The sequence below is a fragment of the Paraburkholderia dipogonis genome (genome assembly GCF_046027395.1).
Classification (GTDB): Bacteria; Pseudomonadota; Gammaproteobacteria; order Burkholderiales; family Burkholderiaceae; genus Paraburkholderia; species Paraburkholderia dipogonis_A.
Map to the genome: position 1 here is coordinate 149,406 of NZ_JAQQEG010000005.1, position 16,313 is coordinate 165,718.

Sequence of the window (16,313 nt, forward strand, 5' to 3'; positions counted from 1 at the left end):
TCAGCCCGGGATCTGTTGCGCAGACGAGCGGGCGTGGAGCGCTTCGGGATTGACACAGGTCGACGAGAGTTGGCCGTCGAGTGCGTCGATGAGATTGCGTACCGCGCGCATGGCCATGTTTTCGCGCGTCTGTTGCGTAGCGGAACCGATATGCGGCACCGCTACCACGTTCGGTAACTGGAGCAGCGGCGAGTCCGGCGACACCGGTTCGCGTTCGAACACATCGAGACCGGCGCCGCGAATGCGGCCTTCACGAAGGTGTTCGATGAGGGCGACTTCGTCGACGACCTGGCCGCGAGCGCAGTTGATGAGGATGGCCGACGGCTTCATGGTCCCGAGCTCGGCGCTGCCGATCAGTCGCTCGGTGGCGGGCGATAGCGGCACAAGCACGCAAACGAAGTCCGCAGTCGCGAGCAATTCGGGAAGCGGCCGCCATTGCGCGCCGTAGCGCTCCTCTGCTTCCGGGTTGCGGGAGCGGTTGGAATAGATCACGTCCATGCCGAAGCCTAGGGCGGCGCGCCTGGCAACCGCGCTGCCAATGCGCCCCAACCCGACGATTCCGAGCGTTTTGTGATGCACGTCGACACCGAATTGCGCCTCGCCGACGGTACGCTTCCACTGGCCGCGCCGCGTCCAGTCGGCAAGTTCCGAGATGCGCCGGGCGGTCGCGAGGATCAGGCCGAACACGAGGTCGGCGGTGGTTTCGGTGACTTCTTCCTGCGTATTCGTCAGAACGATGCCGCGGCGCGAGAGTTCGGCGACATCGAACGCGTCGAAGCCGGCCGAAATGGTGGACGCGACCTCGAGTAAAGGCGCCGCATCGAGGATCTCAGGCGTTATCTTGAGATTGTTGCCGACCATTGCGTGAGCCGCGCCCAAGGCGTGCCTGAACGGCGCGAGGTCGCCAGAGGAAACGTCGACCAGCTCGACGGAACAGTGCTCACGAAGAAGCCCCAGCACGGCAGGAGGCAACGAACGATAGGCCACGACATGCTTCATGAAGACCTCGGCGGAAGGCTGTTGGAGAGAGTTGATATGCGGCATCGACCGCAACAAAAAAGAATCGCTTGCGGAGAGACTATAAGTATCGGTAACATTCCCGTCAAGATTATTGATAATCTCATCGACGATTTAGGAGCGACAATGAACGAGAAGAAAAGCGGCTTGCGGCAGGGGCTGACGAACTACGGCGATGAAGGTTTCTCGCTTTTTCTGCGTAAGGCGTTCATCAAGGGTGCGGGCTATACCGACGACGCGCTGTCGCGTCCCATCGTGGCCATCGCGAACACGGGGAGTGCCTACAACCCATGCCATGGCAACGCGCCGCAGTTGATCGAGGCGGTAAAACGCGGCGTGATGCTGGCTGGCGGGCTGCCTGTCGAATTCCCGACGATTTCGATCGCCGAGAGCTTTTCGCATCCGACCAGCATGTACCTGCGCAACCTGATGTCGATGGACACGGAAGAGATGATCCGGGCCCAGCCGATGGACGCAGTGGTGCTGATCGGCGGCTGCGACAAAACCGTCCCGGCCCAATTGATGGGTGCGGCGGCGGCGGGCGTTCCCGCTATTCAGCTGGTGACGGGTGCCATGCTCACGGGCTCGCATCGCGGTGAACGGGTGGGGGCATGTACGGACTGCCGTCGTTTCTGGGCAAGTTTTCGCGGCGACCAGATTGACGAAGCCGAGATCGAAGCGGTGAACAATCAGCTCGTCGCAACGGTCGGGACCTGTTCGGTGATGGGAACGGCAAGCACCATGGCCTGCATTGCGGAAGCCTTGGGCATGATGCTGCCGGGCGGCGCGTCTGCGCCTGCCGTGACCGCCGATCGCATCCGCATCGCGGAGCGCACCGGCACGCAGGCTGTGGCGATGATCGGTCGGGACCTGAGTCCGGCGACCATCCTGACGCCCAAGGCGATCGAAAACGCGTTGCGGGTGCTGCTCGCAATCGGCGGCTCGACCAACGGCATCATTCACCTCACGGCGATTGCGGGCCGCCTCGGGATTCGCATCGACCTTGAGCAGCTCGACCGGATGGCGCGCGAGACGCCCGTCCTCGTCGATCTGAAGCCGTCTGGACAGCACTACATGGAAGACTTGCATCGTGCCGGCGGGCTGACCACGGTCATGCGCGAGATGAAAGGCCTGCTGCATCTCGACGCGCTCACTGTGACCGGCCGCACGCTCGGCGAGGAGCTGGATGCCGCCCCGGCGAGCTTCCCGCAAGAAGTTGTCCGCCCGTTTGACCGCCCGATCTTTCCGCAAGGTGGTATTGCGGTGCTGCGTGGCAATCTGGCGCCGGGCGGCGCGATCATCAAGCAGTCAGCGGCGAGCGCCAGCTTGATGGAGCACGAAGGGCGCGCCGTCGTCTTCGAGGACGCGGAGGATCTGGCTCGCCGTATCGACGATCCGGAACTGGACGTTGAAGCACATGATGTACTCGTGCTCAAGCGGATCGGCCCGGTCGGTGCTCCCGGGATGCCGGAAGCGGGCTACATTCCGATCCCGCGCAAGCTCGGCCGCCAGGGTGTCAAAGACATGGTGCGCATTTCGGATGGCCGCATGAGCGGCACGGCGTCCGGTACAGTGGTCCTGCACGTCACACCTGAAGCGGCTATCGGCGGTCCTCTCGCGGTCGTACAAACTGGCGACCGGATTCGCCTGAGCGTGGCAGAACGGTCTATCGAACTTGCCCTCAGTGACGAGGAAATTGCGGCTCGCCTCGCTGCGTTGCCGGCCCGCCAGGCCGATCCCGACGAGCGTGGTTATCGCAAGCTCTTTCTGACCACGATCACTCAGGCCGACCAGGGCTGCGACTTTGACTTTCTGCAAGCTACCCGGATTACCGCGACCGTTCCCGGCAACGGAAACAAGGGTTAAAGATCATATTTTCGTATAGGCTCGCGGCTTAGATCATTTTGCGGATCCTTTTTATGAGCAACGCTGCCAAGCCCAAACGCTCCGATGCACCCACTGCGAAGACGGTCGAGCGCGATCGCAATATCGACGAGACGCTGCGCAGCGTCTCAGACGAGCTCGAGGAGCAGATCGTCCTTGGCGTTCTGCATCCGCGCGAACGGCTCGTCGAAGACGATCTGTGCGAGCGCTTCAACCTGAAGCGCCACGTCGCACGTCTGGTGCTGGCGGAGGTGGAGCGGCGCGGCCTGGTGGAGCGCCGCAAGAATGTAGGTGCGCTGGTCAAGTCGTTTACACCGCGCGAGGTCACTGAACTGTATGCGCTACGCGAGTTGCTGGAAGCAGACGCGGCGAGACGCATCGTTTTTCCGGTCAGTAGCGAGGCGCTCGATGGGTTAACGGCAATTCAGGCAGAGCACGACGAAGCGGCCATCGCCAGCGACCTGCGGCGCGTGTTCCGCGCGAACATGGCTTTTCACCATGCGTTCTTTGCGTTGTCGGAAAGCCAGGTTCTCACTGAGGCGATTCGCGAGTATGAACGCCGCACGCATGCGATCCGTTCAGTATCTATCGTGTTTCCTCAGTATCTGGAGAAGGCTCGTGCCGAGCATCATCAGATGATCGAGGCGCTCCGGACCGGCGACCGCGAATCGTTGATCAGGTTATGCCGGGACCACCTGGTGCCGTCGCGCGATGCGTATCTCGAAGCGCATCATCGCCGCTCGGCTGGCTACGCCATACAGAAAGGCGAAACCGATTAACTGTTTTTACCTGAATCACACAGAGGGTATCAATGACTCGAGTACTGATCACCGGCGCGGCCGGTCACATTGGGCGCGTGCTCCGCGCTGGTTTCCAGGGCCACTATGCGCTGCGCCTCGCCGATATTGCGCCGCAGGCGGAGGCGCGGGCAGGCGAGGAAATCGTGACCGCGGACATCACGCGGCTAGAGGATCTTCTGCCGGTCATGGAGGGCGTCGACGTCGTCGTGCATCTCGCCGGCATTCCTGACGAGGATCGCTGGGAGCGCATCCGTGATATGAACATCGAGGGTTGCTACAACGTGTTCGAAGCGGCGCGGCAAGCAGGCGTCAAGCGCGTCGTGTTCGCGAGTTCGAACCATGCAGTGGGTTTTCATCGTCGCGACCGGATGATCGACAACAGCGTCGTGCCGCGCCCTGATAGCCGTTACGGCATCTCGAAGGTGTTCGGCGAGGCGTTAGGCCGGATGTACGCCGACAAGCATGGCATGTCGGTTGCCTGCATCCGTATCGGCTCGTTTCGCCCGGACGACAGGCCAACCGTACCGCGCCACCTCTTCACATGGATCAGCCATCGCGACATGGTGCAGGTGGCGCGCCGCTGTATCGACTATCCGGACTTCCACTTTGCGGTCGTGTATGGCGTATCCAATAACGCGCGCAATCGCTGGGACAATGCCAACGTGCGCTATCTCGGGTACGTGCCGGAAGATGATGCCGAACTGTACGCGGCTGAGATCGCGGCAACGGGAAAGGTGGAAGATGCGCGCGAAGCGCTGTTTCATGGCGGCCCTGGCTGCATGGTCGAATTCGACGCTGAACCGCTGCGGATCGATTGAGCGTGGGCGGTCCGTCGTTGGGACGATTGGGCCGCGTCAAAGCAGGCGGTCGTGAACTGGCATCCTTCAAGACCCTGGGACAAAAAGCGGGTGGACGTTGAACGTTCGCGTCCACACTCGCGTCTGCCTGCGAAAAGCGCCCGGTTCGCGCCGGACGCACCTGTTCGCAGGCTAGACCTTGCGGCGAATTTCCCGCGCCTCGTTCAGCCGGCCAGCGGGCCCACCTCGAAACTGAAGGTTGCAACGCCGTCCACGCCGCCTGTGACCTTGTCGCCTTGGCGTAGTGCGCCGACGCCAGCGGGTGTTCCGCTGAAGATAAGGTCTCCCGGCTTCACAGTGACACTCTGAGACACGTAACTGATGATGTCCGCGACAGGCCAGATCATCTCGCTGAGATCGCCTTGCTGACGGACTTCGCCATTCACGGACAACCATATCCGTCCGCTGGACGGATGCCCCAGCTCGGACGCCGGTTTGATCTCGCTCACCGGCGCAGACGCGTCGAAGCCTTTCGCCCAGTCCCACGGGCGGCTCAGTTTCTTCGCGGTCGCCTGAAGATCCCGACGTGTCAGATCGACGCCAACGCCATAACCCCAGACAAAATCGAGTGCGTTTTCCGGGGCGATGGCTTTGCCTTCCTTGCCGACCGCAATGACGAGCTCAATCTCATGATGCAAGTCGGAGGTAAGGGGAGGGTACGGCAGCACACCGGTCGCCGGCACGACGGCATCGGCAGGCTTGGAGAAAAAGAACGGAGGATCGCGGTCCGGGTTGGCGCCCATTTCGCGCGCATGGTCGGCGTAGTTGCGCCCGACACAGAAGACGCGGCGCACGGGAAAGCGGCTCGTCGAGCCGCTGACAGCAACGGAGGTGATCGTGGGGGGTGTCACCGAGTATTCGGTCATGGTAAGCCTCGCGAGTAGTATTGGCCTACCTACGATATCGCCCTGCGAACGCACCATGCAGGACAAATCCGCCGAACACCAGGACGATCTTACGGTGCGCTGTTGCGCGCGGTCGGGCCGCCGTTTCGTTGACCCGCACTCCGGTGCATGTCGCGAAAGTCGCTCGGAGACTGACCGACCGACTGACGAAACCGCCTCGAAAAATAGGCCTCGTCGCGATAGCCGACCAGAGACGCGATGTCCTTGATGCGCCGGTTGTCGTTTGCCAACAGTTCCTTTGCACGTGCGATGCGTCGCTCGGTCACCCACTCGACAAATGTCCGGCCCGTCTCTTTCTTGATCAGATGCGTAAGGTAGTTCGGCGATAGAAACGCAGCGGCGGCGGCCGAGGTCAGAGACAGTGCGTCGCTCGCGAGATGCGCATTGACATGACGGTCCACGCGGACCAGAGCGTCCCGTCGGCCGAGTCGTTGTACGTTACGCGAGGAAAGCCGAAGCAACTGATCCGCGTGCCGCTGGCATACGATCCCGATAAGCTGAAGAAGATACCCGCGCAGGAGGGCGGTCGCACCGAAGCGCCGCGTCTCATCGACCTCCAGCATGCGTGACAAAACCGGCCCGATTTCGGCGAGATCGGCCTCCTCCAGAATGAAGTCGATGTACTCCTGAAGCCTGAACGGCGCGAGTTCGGGGGCCTGCGTAATCGACACATCCTCGAGGTCCAGGGGACCCGCGACTCCGTCCGTATTGGTGCGTAGAAACGCTTGCGTAAAGTTGATGACAATGAAGCGCGAATGCGCGGGGTGCGGTATCAGATGCAAGCGATACGGCAGGATAAAAGCGACCGCACCCGCGGGAAACGGTCGGCGTACCCCGCCGATGTGCTGTTCGGTATCGCCGCCGAGGTTGATCTGAATTTGAAAATATTCGTGCTTGTGCGGCTCTTCAATCGCGGGGCGTGAGGCTTGATCGCGTATGTAGAAATCGAGGCGGTCGCTTCGCTCAGGCATCGCATAAGTGCGTGATGCCGCCGCCCGTGAAGCCTTCATGGCTGCGTGCTCCAATTGATTCAGGGTACTGTATCAGACCATAAGTCGTCATGTGCAGACGTAACGCCGTGAAGCGGTGGGCACAGGCCGCTCAGTCGTTGTGCAGCGTGTCGATAATCGCCTGCGTGATGCCGCGCCGGTCATATGACGCGCGCTGGATCATGCCGACCGTGCGCAGCACCGGCGGATTCGAAATCGGCAGCACGCGTAGTAACGGATCGTTGTGCCAGCTGCCGCGATGCAGAAGCGGTAGCACCGCGACGCCGACATTTTCGCGCACCAGCGCGGCGATCGTCTCGATCGAGTTGAGTTCGAGGTATTCGTTGACCGTCAGGCCGACGGTCTGCAGTGCATGCTCGACGACGCGCCCGGTGCGCACCCGCCGGTCGAAGCGCAGAAAGGGGTGGTTGCGCAGAATCCGCCGCGGATCGTTGTCACCGATTTCGCGGCTGACCACCAACATCAGCGGCTCCGTGTATAGCGTCGTCCACTTCAGCGTGTCAGGCAGCGTCGTGTCGGCATGCGCGACGACCGCCGCGATATCGACCTCACCCGCCTCGACCATCCGCGCCAGTTCGTCGGAGCGCGACGACAGCAGCCGCACATCCAGTTGCGGATGCGCGGCCTTCAAACGCGCGATGACCAGCGACAGCGCGCCGATCACCGACACCACCGCGCCGATGGTCACCGGCCCGACCATCGAATCCGCCGGCGTCGCTTCGAGTTCGGCCAGGAGGTCGAAAATCTGCTCGACCTTCGGCCAGATATCTTGTCCGTGGCGGCTCAGCATGATCTGCCGGCCGCTGCGGTCGAAGAGCTGGCGGCCTAGCGCCTGTTCGAGCCCGCGCATCTGCAAGCTAACCGCCGCCTGGGTCAGCGCGACGCTCCCGGCCGCTGCCGCGAATGATCCGGTGCGCGCGACGGCCCGAAAGGTTCTCAACATGCGCAAAGTCGGCATCGCTCATTCCCAAGAAAAAATTAAGTACCGGTAAGAAATATTAATATTTTCTGTGGTTAAGCGCACCACATAATCGCTGCAAGGACAGCCTTGAACAGGACTAGCAGCTCGATATGGAGTTTCCCAGCATGACCGATGCCGCCCGCCGACCGGTTCTGGAGGTGCGCGGCTTTTCGTTGAAGTTCTCGCGCGCTGCCGAGGTGCCGAACCTCGTTCATGACGTGTCGTTCTCGGTCGGCACTGGCGAGACACTCTGCATCGTCGGCGAATCGGGCTGCGGCAAGAGCGTGACGTCGCTCGCGCTGATGGGTCTGCTCGCGAGCCCGCCTGCGCAACGCGTCGCCGGCACCGCGCATTTCGAAGGCAAGGACCTGTTCGCGCTATCCGAGCGCGAACTGGCTGATATTCGCGGCAACCGGCTGTCGATGATCTTTCAGGAGCCGATGACGTCGCTGAACCCGGCGTTCACGGTCGGCGAACAGATCGGCGAAAGCATCCGGCGGCATCGCGATGTCGAGCGCGGGCAGGCGCGCGAGCAAGCGCTCGAGATGCTGCGGCTCGTGCGGATCCCGGCGCCGGAAACCCGGCTCGATGCGTACCCGCATCAGCTCTCCGGCGGCATGCGCCAACGCGTAATGATCGCGATGGCGCTCGCGAACCGCCCGCGCCTGTTGATCGCCGACGAGCCGACGACCGCGCTCGACGTGACGATCCAGGCGCAGGTGCTGGCGCTCGTGAAAAATCTGCAGGCCGAGACCGGTACCGCGATGGTGTTGATCACGCACGACCTCGGCGTCGTCGCGGAAGTCGCCGACCACGTCGCGGTGATGTACGCGGGCCGCATCGTCGAATACGGCACCGTTGCCGATCTGTTCGACGACCCGCAGCATCCCTACACGATCGGCCTGATGGGTGCGATTCCGTCGGTCGGTAAGCGCGAAGGCGCGCTCGCGACGATCCGCGGTTCGGTGCCGTCGCCCGAGTTGATGCCGAACGGCTGTCGCTTCGCGCCGCGCTGCCCATTCGCCGAGCAACGCTGTATCGACGCCGCGCCGCCCGACAAGGTGATAGCGGGCGTGCATCGCGTCGCGTGCTGGCTCGCTCCGGTCGAACAGGTCGCCGCGCCGCTGTTGAGCAAGGAAATTGCATGACGACGCCCACTACACCGACGCCGCACGCACACCTGGCCTCGAATTCGCAGACGCCGATCATCGAGGCGCGCGCGTTGACGAAGCATTTTGGCGGTACGCGGCATCTCTTCACGCGCACGCCAACCGTCTACGCAGTCAACGACGTGTCGTTCGCGGTCGACCCCGGCGAGACGTTCGCGATCGTCGGCGAATCGGGCTGCGGCAAGTCCACGCTGGGCCGCCTGCTGCTCCGTTTGATCGATTCGACCGACGGCCGCGTGTTCTATCAAGGCAAGGACATCACGCATCAGCAAGGCGCACCGCTGCGGCGGCTGCGCCGCGAAATGCAGATCATCTTTCAGGATCCGTTCGCGTCGCTGAATCCGGGCATGACGATCGGCCAGATCGTCGGCGAGCCGATCGCGCTGCACGGACTCGCGAGCAACGGCGCCGAGCATCGCGAGCGCGTCGCGCAACTGCTGCGCACGGTTGGCCTGCAACCGGCTTACGCGGACCGTTACCCGCACGAATTCTCCGGCGGCCAGCGGCAACGGATCGGCATCGCGCGCGCGTTGGCTGGCGAGCCGAAGCTGATCGTCGGCGATGAGCCGGTGTCGGCGCTCGACGTCTCGGTGCAGGCGCAGGTGATCAATCTTCTCGAGACACTGAAACAGGATCTCGGCCTCACGCTGATCATGGTCGCGCACGACCTCGCGGTGATCCGCCATATGAGCGACCGCGTTGCCGTGATGTATCTCGGCGAGATCGTCGAGCTGGCCGATGTCGATGCACTGTTCGACGCGCCGCTGCATCCGTACACGCAAGCGCTGCTGCGCGCGATTCCGGCGAGCAGCCCGCACGAGCGGCGTGCGAAGCCTGCATTGTCCGGCGATCTGCCGAGTCCGACCGCGCCGCCTTCCGGTTGCCGTTTCCATACGCGCTGTCCGCATGCGAAGCCGTACTGCGCGCAAGCGCGGCCGATCAGCGAGCGCCTCGAGGACGGACGGCAAGTCGCATGCCACTTCTGGCGCGAGATCCAGAACGCCGGCGGCGGCGCACCGCTGGCGACGAGCGTCAGCCCGAAATTGATCGAGCGGCTCGCGATCTACCGCGACCGCCAGGCGACGCTGGCCGCCAGCGGCGATTGAGCCGGTGGTCGAGATGAAAATCGATGTGAAGAATCGAGCTGGCGCCGCTGCGCTGCCTGCTCACCAAACCGTTTTGTGAATTGGAAAACAAAGGGAAGTCCTCATGCGAAGAATGTTGATTGCCGTGGCGCTCGCACTCAGCGCTACCGGCGCAATGGCCCAGACCAGCCAGACGATACGGATCGGCTTGCAGGACGACATCGGTTCGCTCGACCCCGCACGCAGCGTGCAGCTCGTCGACCGGATCGTATTTGCGTCGCTGTGCAACGCGCTGGTCGATATCACGCCCGACCTGAAGATCGTGCCGATGCTGGCGACGTCGTGGACGACGAGCGCCGACGGCAAGACGCTGACGTTCAAGCTGCGTCAAGGGGTGAAGTTCCAGGACGACGAGCCGTTCAACGCGGCCGCGGTCAAGGCGAACCTCGACCGCGACCGCACGTTGCCGACGAGCAACCGCAAGAGCGAACTGGCGTCGGTCGATCACGTCGACGTGATCGACGACTACACGGTCGCAATCGCGTTGAAGCAGCCAGACGCCGCGCTGCTCGCAACGCTGACCGACCGCGCCGGCATGATGCTCGCGCCGAAGACGCTGGCCGATCCGGCTGGCGTCGCCGCGCATCCTGTGTGTTCGGGCCCGTACAAGTTCGTTCAGCGCGTGCAGAACGATCGCGTCGTGCTGGAGAAATTCCCAGGCTACTGGGACGCCGACAAATACCCGGTCCAGCGCGTGATCTTCCTGCCGATTCCGGACAGCACCGTGCGCCTCGCAAACCTGCGTTCGGGTTCGCTCGACATGCTTGAGCGCCTCGCGCCGTCCGATGTCGCGTCGGTCAAGAGCGACGCGAGCTACAAGTTCGCGCCGGTCAGCGGCTTCGGCTATTACTACGTTACGTTCAACATCGGCAACGGCAAGCGCAGCAACGCGCTGCTGAAAGACAAGCGCGTGCGGCAGGCGTTCGAACTCGCGATCGACCGTGACGCGATCAACCAGGTGATCGGCGCGGGCATCTTCGCGCCGGCGAATCAGGCGGTGCCGAAGTCGAGCCCGTACTACAACGCGTCGCTGCCGATGCCGCATCGCGACGTCGCGAAGGCGAAGGCGCTGCTGAAGGCGGCGGGCCACGAGCACGTCGACATCGAGTTCACTTACCCGAACAACACGGTGTCGAGCCAGATCGTGCAGATGATGCAGGCGATGGTCGGCGAAGCCGGCTTCAACCTGAAGCTGCGGCCGACCGACTATGCGACCGAGCTCAATGCCGCGCACAGCGGCGACTTCGAGGCGATGTACCTCGGCTGGTCGGGCCGTGTCGATCCGGACGGCAACCTGCATCAGTTCAATACGTGCGCCGGCAACCTCAATTACGCGCATTACTGCAACCCCCAAGTCGACCAGCTGCTCGACGCGGCGCGCGTGAAGCTGACCGCCGCTGACCGCAAAACGCAGTACGACGCGGCGTCGAAGCTGCTCGCCGACGACGATCCGATCATCTATGTCTATAGCCAGCCGTGGCCGTTCGAGTTGTCGAAGAAGGTGCAAGGCTTCACGCCCTATCCCGACGGCCTGATCCGCCTGCGCGGCGTCAGTGTCAAGGGCTGACCGATCATGCTGCAGATCGTTGCAAATCGCGTGCTGGTCGCCATTCCGACGCTGATTCTCGTGTCGATGCTGATCTTTGGCCTGCAGAAGCTGCTGCCCGGCGATCCGGTGATGGCAATGGCCGGGGAAGATCAGGATCCACAGTTGATCGCGTCGTTGCGCGTCAAGTACCACCTCGACGAACCGGTGCCGACGCAGTACGCGCTGTGGGTTCGCGACGTCGTGCACGGCGATCTCGGCGCGTCGCTGCGCACCGACGTGCCGGTGACGTCGCTGATCGCGCAGAAGTTGCCGGTCACACTGCAGCTCGCGGCGATGGCGATGATCTTCGCGATCGGCATCGGCATTCCGGCCGGCGTCATCTCCGCCGCAAGCCGCGGCGGCGCGCTCGATTACGGCGCGAACGTCTTCGCGTTGTCCGGCATGTCGATCCCGAACTTCTGGCTCGGCATCATGCTGATCTTCATCGTCTCGGTGCGCTGGCATCTGCTGCCGTCGTCCGGCTACGTGTCGCCGGCCGAAGACTTCTGGCTCAGCATCAAGACCATGCTGATGCCCGCGTTCGTGCTCGGCGCCTCGCTCGGCGCGCAATTGATGCGCCACACGCGCAGCGCGATGCTGAGCGTGCTGCGCACCGACTATATTCGGACCGCGCGCGCCAAAGGGCTGCTGCGCGGCACCGTCGTCGTCAAGCACGCTTTTCGCAACGCGCTGGTGCCGATCGTCACCGTGCTCGCGCTGCTGTTCGGCGAACTGCTCGCGGGTGCGGTGCTGACCGAGCAGGTTTTCACGATCCCCGGCTTCGGCAAGCTCATCGTCGATGCTGTGTTCAATCGCGACTACGCGGTCGTGCAGGGTGTCGTGCTCGTCACCGCGCTGTGCTTCATCGTCGTGAACCTGTGCGCCGACGTGTTGTACGTCCTACTCAATCCCCGACTGAGACGCAGCTGATGGCTACTTCCGCCTCCCCCGTTCAGGCGTCGGCCGCTGCGTCGCAGACGGCCGTACTGCCGCGCCGCAAGCACCGCGGAATCGCGAAGTTCATGCGCAATCGCGCCGCCGTGTTCGGCGCGGCGCTCGTGCTGCTTATCGTCCTGATGGCGGTATTCGCGCCGTGGCTGTCGCATTACGACCCGGTGCAGGCCAGCTTCATGACCGTGCGGCAGGCGCCTTCGGCCGTGCACTGGTTCGGCACCGACGAACTCGGCCGCGACGTGCTGAGCCGTCTGCTATGGGGCGCGCGCGCGTCGCTGCTGGCGGGCGTCGTGTCGGTCTGCATCGCGGTCGTGATCGGCGTGCCGCTCGGCTTGCTGGCCGGCTATTTCGGCAAGCTCGTCGACGGCGTGATCTCGCGAATCGCCGACGCGTTGCTGTCGATTCCATTCCTGATCCTCGCCATCGCGCTCGCCGCATTCCTCGGACCGAGCCTGACCAACGCGATGGCGGCGATCGGCATCTCCGCCATGCCGCGCTTCGTCCGGCTGACGCGCGGCCAGGCGATCACCGTGAAGGCCGAGGAATATGTCGAAGGCGCGCGGGCAATCGGCCTCGGCCACGCACGGATCATCGTGCGGTACATCCTGCCGAACGTGCTGCCGCCGATCATCGTGCAGGCAAGCCTGACGATCGCGACCGCGATCATCGCCGAAGCGAGCCTGTCGTTCCTCGGGCTCGGCCAACTGCCGCCGTCGCCGTCGTGGGGTTCGATGCTCAACACCGCGAAGGATTTTGTCAGTCAGGCGCCGTGGATGTCGATTTTCCCAGGCATCGCGATCTTTCTGGCCGTGCTCGGTTTCAACCTGCTCGGCGACGGTCTGCGCGATGCGCTCGATCCGCGCGAGTCGTAACCGGATTTCGTCGCCGCCTCAATGGGCCGACCGCCCCCACATTACTTTCGTTTGAGTTTTTCAATGACACGTTTCAATTGGCAAAACCCGTATCCAACACCCCGGTTGCCCGTGTTCGCGCGCAACATCGTTTCGACGTCCCATCCGCTTGCCGCACAAGCCGGCTTGCGCATGTTGTGGAAAGGCGGAAATGCCGTCGATGCGGCGATTGCCGCGGCCGCGGCGATCACGGTCGTCGAGCCGGTCTCTAACGGCCTCGGCAGCGACGCGTTCGCGCTCGTCTGGGACGGCGCGAAGCTGCATGGGCTGAACGCGTCGGGCGTGTCGCCCGCCGCGTGGAATGTCGATTACTTCAAGCGTAAGTACGGTGAGGAAAACGGTCTCGCGAAGCACCCCAAGCGCGGCTGGGATGCGGTGACGGTGCCGGGCGTGATCGCCGGCTGGGAGGCGCTGCATCAGAAGTTCGGCTCGCTGCCGTTCGCCGACCTGATGGAGCCGGCCATCGAGATCGCCGATCGCGGCCATGCGGTGGCGAGCGTCGTTGCATACAAGTGGGCGGCCGCCGTGCCGGAACTGAAGGACCAGCCGGGCTTCGCCGACACGTTCATGCCGCGTGGCCGCGCGCCGGAAGTGAGTGAACTGGTGCGCTTTCCGGGCCACGCGAAGACGCTGCGTAAGCTGGCCGAGCAGGGCCCGCGCGCGTACTACGAAGGCGAGATCGCAGAACAGATCGCCGCGTTCTCGCGCCAGGGCGGCGGCGCGCTCACGATGGACGACCTGCGCAACTACCGCGTCGACTGGGTCGAGCCGATCAGCAAGGACTATCGCGGCCACACGGTGCACGAAATTCCGCCGAACGGCCAGGGCATTGCCGCGCTAATCGCGCTCGGCATTCTCGAACAGTTCGAGCTGGGCGCGCTGCCAGTTGACGGCATCGAATCGCAGCATTTGCAGATTGAAGCGATGAAGCTCGCCTTCGCCGACGTCTACCAGTACGTCGCCGATCCGCGCTCGATGGAGGTCACGCCCGAACAGATGCTCGACGACGCGTACCTGAAGTCGCGCGCGAAGTTGATCGACCCGAAGCGTGCCACGCATTTCGATTTCGGTATGCCGAAGGCGGGCGGCACGATCTACATGTCGGTCGCCGATGAGCGCGGCATGATGGTCAGCTTCATCCAGTCGAACTACATGGGCTTCGGCTCGGGCATCGTCGTGCCGGACTCTGGCATTTCGCTGCAGAACCGCGGTTACGGGTTCTCGATGGATCCGAAGTCGGCGAACGTGGTCGAAGGCGGCAAGCGACCGTTCCATACGATCATCCCTGCTTTCCTGACCCAGCAGGTCGACGGCCGCCAGGAAGCGGTGATGAGCTTCGGCGTGATGGGCGGCGACATGCAGCCGCAAGGGCATCTGCAATCCATTGTGCGAATGCTCGACTACGGTCAGCAGCCGCAGGCCGCGTGCGACGCGCCGCGCTGGAAGGTCAATCGCGACTTCACGGTCGACGTCGAAGCGACGCTCGATGGGGACACGGTGCGCGCGCTCGAGGGTCTCGGCCATACGATCAAGTCGGTCGAGGATCCGTATATGGACTTCGGTTCCGGGCAGTACATCTGGAAGCTCGATCGCAACGATCCCGAGCGCGGTTATGTCGCCGCGAGCGACACCCGGCGCGACGGACTGGCCGCCGGTTTCTGATCCGGGCAGCCGTACGGTACAAGATGCCTGAGCCTCGCAGGTGGCGACCCGCTGCTTGCGGCGCTCGGGCTTAAAGTTGCCACGCACCCGTGTGCGATTTGATCGGTCGGGACACGCGGGCGATCTCAGGCTCAGCGCCAGGCGCGATCATCAGTGGTTCAGACAGAAGCATGCGCTCGCAGCTTCGGCAGGCGACAGGCCACTGTGGAAGTAAGCCTGCAATCGCCGGACGATCGCATCGTCCGGCTCCCAGGGCACGCGAATGAAGCCCTCTCCGACGGCTTTTTCGTACACGGCGTTTGCCCATGCGCACAGGTCGCGTTCGAACGAAAAAGGCAGTGCTATCTGGCTGGACTGGATGAACATGACAACCTCCACAACATCGAACATGGGCGTGGTCGAATCACGCAGATGCGAATAACGGCAGCGGATAGATACGACATTTCCTCGTTTCAACGATTTGGACGCGCGATGGTCTTGATCATTGCGACAAGCGCAGTCGCCACGACGACAAGGAAGCCGGACATGTAGATAAGCACGATGGTCATCATCGGTTGCTCCTCCTTCAGATAGGCCGCAATTACAGCGGCCGCCACCGGCTGACAGCATGGGCTACGATGCGCGCCCAGGTGGCGAGCATCAATCGTCAAGAAACCGGACTCAGGTTCGCGTATTGATCGAGCGAACTGGTGATGAATAAGACTGGCCCTGTCAGGCGCATCACGCTTGCACATTGGCCTTGAAAACAATGTACAGGTCCGAGGCACACGAAACCATTCTACGAACGGCTCGAACGCCGGTGCATATAGATAGGAATCTCATACCCGCGTATAACTCGCGCAATTGCTGGCGGCGATGAAATGTGTCCGTCGCGATGAAGTTCCTGTTCGACAGGCAATGTCCATGGCGCGAAGCCGTGCAGGCACAAATCGTCCGGACGACGCAGGGGAACTGAAGCTTTGAGGGCCTGGATTGCGTGGCCCGGCGCGACGGCAATCTTCTGATGAGCTGCCAACGCGCTATGGTTGACCCAGCGCAAGATTGAGCAATCGCTCGACCGTGGTGGCATCAACGGGCTTCTCGAGGAAAGGGGGCGCACCTCTGGCCTGGATTTTGGCCTGAAGGGTGACAGTCGGGAATCCCGTGACGAAAATGATCGGAATTGCGTACCCGAGGGCCAGCAGGTGGTCGTGCAGTTCGATTCCGGACAGGCCCGACATCCGTATATCCGAAATCAGGCATGACGTTTCGCCGATTAACCCCGACTCCAGAAATTCTTCCGCCGATGCAAACACTCGTGCCTGCCACCCCAGCGAACGAACCAGACTCGCGGTCGCCACCCGGGCACCCTCATCGTCATCGACGATGGAAACAATTTGAGAAGACACAAGCGACGGGCCTCGGCACACTGAAAGCGGAGCCGCGCCAGACGGAATCGTGTGGCATGCGA

General features: G+C 63.1%; 15 protein-coding genes. 9 read left to right on the forward strand and 6 right to left on the reverse strand.

Translation table 11 applies throughout. The features are described from left to right. Entirely contained in the window at window positions 1-999 is a 999-nt protein-coding gene (locus tag PQR32_RS07380; protein ID WP_408223760.1) for a 2-hydroxyacid dehydrogenase, read from the reverse strand. A gap of 144 nt (window positions 1,000-1,143) precedes the next feature. Between PQR32_RS07380 and PQR32_RS07385 the strand changes: the two genes are divergently transcribed. The 3 genes from PQR32_RS07385 to PQR32_RS07395 are packed head-to-tail and all read left to right on the forward strand — an operon-like array spanning window position 1,144 to window position 4,519. Continuing rightward, window positions 1,144-2,883: an IlvD/Edd family dehydratase gene (locus PQR32_RS07385; RefSeq protein WP_408224033.1), complete on the forward strand. Its 1,740-nt coding sequence runs from the start codon at window positions 1,144-1,146 to the stop codon at window positions 2,881-2,883. Between the two features lie 53 nt (window positions 2,884-2,936). Then, on the forward strand, window positions 2,937-3,680 hold the full coding sequence (locus PQR32_RS07390; protein ID WP_408223763.1) for a GntR family transcriptional regulator: 744 nt from the start codon (window positions 2,937-2,939) through the stop codon (window positions 3,678-3,680). A gap of 32 nt (window positions 3,681-3,712) precedes the next feature. Continuing rightward, a complete protein-coding gene (locus tag PQR32_RS07395; RefSeq protein WP_408223766.1) occupies window positions 3,713-4,519 on the forward strand; it encodes an NAD-dependent epimerase/dehydratase family protein in 807 nt (268 codons plus the stop codon). Window positions 4,520-4,722: 203 nt separating this feature from the next. Here PQR32_RS07395 and PQR32_RS07400 read toward each other — a convergent pair whose 3' ends face one another. From PQR32_RS07400 to PQR32_RS07410, 3 genes are all read right to left on the reverse strand, one after another. After that, a complete protein-coding gene (locus tag PQR32_RS07400) occupies window positions 4,723-5,424 on the reverse strand; it encodes a fumarylacetoacetate hydrolase family protein (protein WP_408223769.1) in 702 nt (233 codons plus the stop codon). Between the two features lie 89 nt (window positions 5,425-5,513). Beyond that, a complete protein-coding gene (locus PQR32_RS07405) occupies window positions 5,514-6,473 on the reverse strand; it encodes a helix-turn-helix transcriptional regulator (RefSeq protein ID WP_408224036.1) in 960 nt (319 codons plus the stop codon). Window positions 6,474-6,564: 91 nt separating this feature from the next. Continuing rightward, window positions 6,565-7,431: a LysR substrate-binding domain-containing protein gene (locus tag PQR32_RS07410; protein WP_408223772.1), complete on the reverse strand. Its 867-nt coding sequence runs from the start codon at window positions 7,429-7,431 to the stop codon at window positions 6,565-6,567. 128 nt (window positions 7,432-7,559) lie between these two features. On the opposite strand from PQR32_RS07410, the gene PQR32_RS07415 reads away from it, so the two are divergent. The 6 genes from PQR32_RS07415 (at window position 7,560) to PQR32_RS07440 (ending at window position 14,863) form a co-directional block, all read left to right on the forward strand. Next, window positions 7,560-8,582: an ABC transporter ATP-binding protein gene (locus PQR32_RS07415; protein WP_408223775.1), complete on the forward strand. Its 1,023-nt coding sequence runs from the start codon at window positions 7,560-7,562 to the stop codon at window positions 8,580-8,582. Beyond that, complete coding sequence (locus PQR32_RS07420; protein ID WP_408223778.1) at window positions 8,579-9,709, forward strand: ABC transporter ATP-binding protein; 1,131 nt, start codon at window positions 8,579-8,581, stop codon at window positions 9,707-9,709. The genes PQR32_RS07415 and PQR32_RS07420 overlap by 4 nt, the downstream gene beginning before the upstream one ends. 103 nt (window positions 9,710-9,812) lie before the next feature. Then, entirely contained in the window at window positions 9,813-11,315 is a 1,503-nt protein-coding gene (locus tag PQR32_RS07425; protein WP_408223781.1) for an ABC transporter substrate-binding protein, read from the forward strand. 6 nt (window positions 11,316-11,321) lie between these two features. Further along, window positions 11,322-12,266 carry an ABC transporter permease gene (locus PQR32_RS07430; protein ID WP_408223784.1) on the forward strand — a complete coding sequence of 315 codons (945 nt, stop codon included), beginning with the start codon at window positions 11,322-11,324 and terminating at the stop codon, window positions 12,264-12,266. Continuing rightward, a complete protein-coding gene (locus tag PQR32_RS07435; RefSeq protein ID WP_408223787.1) occupies window positions 12,266-13,162 on the forward strand; it encodes an ABC transporter permease in 897 nt (298 codons plus the stop codon). Before PQR32_RS07430 ends, PQR32_RS07435 begins: the two co-directional genes overlap by 1 nt. A 63-nt stretch (window positions 13,163-13,225) precedes the next feature. After that, window positions 13,226-14,863, forward strand: coding sequence for a gamma-glutamyltransferase family protein (locus PQR32_RS07440; protein WP_408223790.1), 1,638 nt, complete (start codon window positions 13,226-13,228; stop codon window positions 14,861-14,863). 150 nt (window positions 14,864-15,013) lie between these two features. Here PQR32_RS07440 and PQR32_RS07445 read toward each other — a convergent pair whose 3' ends face one another. Continuing rightward, complete coding sequence (locus PQR32_RS07445; RefSeq protein WP_408223793.1) at window positions 15,014-15,229, reverse strand: hypothetical protein; 216 nt, start codon at window positions 15,227-15,229, stop codon at window positions 15,014-15,016. A 653-nt stretch (window positions 15,230-15,882) separates the two neighbouring features. Next, on the reverse strand, window positions 15,883-16,251 hold the full coding sequence (locus PQR32_RS07450; RefSeq protein ID WP_408223796.1) for a response regulator transcription factor: 369 nt from the start codon (window positions 16,249-16,251) through the stop codon (window positions 15,883-15,885). Window positions 16,252-16,313: the final 62 nt, after the last annotated feature.

Coding starts and splice junctions, on each gene's coding strand:
- PQR32_RS07380 (WP_408223760.1), bottom strand. CDS start 999: ATGAAGCATGTCGTGGCCTATCGTTCGTTGCCTCCTGCCGTGCTGGGG.
- PQR32_RS07385 (WP_408224033.1), top strand. CDS start 1,144: ATGAACGAGAAGAAAAGCGGCTTGCGGCAGGGGCTGACGAACTACGGC.
- PQR32_RS07390 (WP_408223763.1), top strand. CDS start 2,937: ATGAGCAACGCTGCCAAGCCCAAACGCTCCGATGCACCCACTGCGAAG.
- PQR32_RS07395 (WP_408223766.1), top strand. CDS start 3,713: ATGACTCGAGTACTGATCACCGGCGCGGCCGGTCACATTGGGCGCGTG.
- PQR32_RS07400 (WP_408223769.1), bottom strand. CDS start 5,424: ATGACCGAATACTCGGTGACACCCCCCACGATCACCTCCGTTGCTGTC.
- PQR32_RS07405 (WP_408224036.1), bottom strand. CDS start 6,473: ATGAAGGCTTCACGGGCGGCGGCATCACGCACTTATGCGATGCCTGAG.
- PQR32_RS07410 (WP_408223772.1), bottom strand. CDS start 7,431: ATGCCGACTTTGCGCATGTTGAGAACCTTTCGGGCCGTCGCGCGCACC.
- PQR32_RS07415 (WP_408223775.1), top strand. CDS start 7,560: ATGACCGATGCCGCCCGCCGACCGGTTCTGGAGGTGCGCGGCTTTTCG.
- PQR32_RS07420 (WP_408223778.1), top strand. CDS start 8,579: ATGACGACGCCCACTACACCGACGCCGCACGCACACCTGGCCTCGAAT.
- PQR32_RS07425 (WP_408223781.1), top strand. CDS start 9,813: ATGCGAAGAATGTTGATTGCCGTGGCGCTCGCACTCAGCGCTACCGGC.
- PQR32_RS07430 (WP_408223784.1), top strand. CDS start 11,322: ATGCTGCAGATCGTTGCAAATCGCGTGCTGGTCGCCATTCCGACGCTG.
- PQR32_RS07435 (WP_408223787.1), top strand. CDS start 12,266: ATGGCTACTTCCGCCTCCCCCGTTCAGGCGTCGGCCGCTGCGTCGCAG.
- PQR32_RS07440 (WP_408223790.1), top strand. CDS start 13,226: ATGACACGTTTCAATTGGCAAAACCCGTATCCAACACCCCGGTTGCCC.
- PQR32_RS07445 (WP_408223793.1), bottom strand. CDS start 15,229: ATGTTCATCCAGTCCAGCCAGATAGCACTGCCTTTTTCGTTCGAACGC.